Annotated in this window: 1 protein-coding gene; it reads left to right on the top strand. The window is 70.7% G+C overall.

Going from position 1 to position 532, the window contains the following annotated elements; translation table 11 throughout:
- Positions 1–532: sensor histidine kinase (locus G7A99_RS24395; protein WP_163144663.1), on the top strand; the 532-nt coding region annotated here is incomplete at both ends.

Below are 532 nucleotides of genomic sequence, written 5' to 3'. Positions count from 1 at the left end.
AGGAGCTGACCCACAGCGAACGCCTCGCCTCCATCGGCCGCCTCGCCGCGGGTGTCGCCCACGAGATCGGCAACCCGATGACGGGCATCACCTGCCTGGCCCAGGAGCTGCGTGCCGGCGTCGAGGCGGACGAGTTGCCGGAATACGCGCAGGACATCCTCACCCAGGCCCAGCGCATCAACACCATCGTCCAGACCCTGGTGAGCTACGCCCACGCGGGCCACAACGAGGGCCACCAGCCGGTACCGGTGGACGTGGCCGCCGCCGTCGGGGAGGCGGAGCGGGTGGTGCGCCTGTCCAAGCGCGCGCGGCTGATGACCATGCGCTACCGCCTGGACGAGGGCCTGTGGGTGCGCGCGGACATGCAGCGGCTGGTGCAGGTGTTCGTGAACCTGTTCAACAACGCCGTGGACGCCTGCGGCGAGGGCGGCGAGATCCTGGTCACCGGGGTGCGGCGCCACGGCCGCGTGGAGATCCGGGTCATGGACAACGGCCCGGGCATCCCGGCGAATATCCGCGACAAGGTCCTGGA

Source organism: Arhodomonas sp. KWT (assembly GCF_010993615.1).
This window is presented reverse-complemented; position numbering and strand designations above follow the sequence as displayed.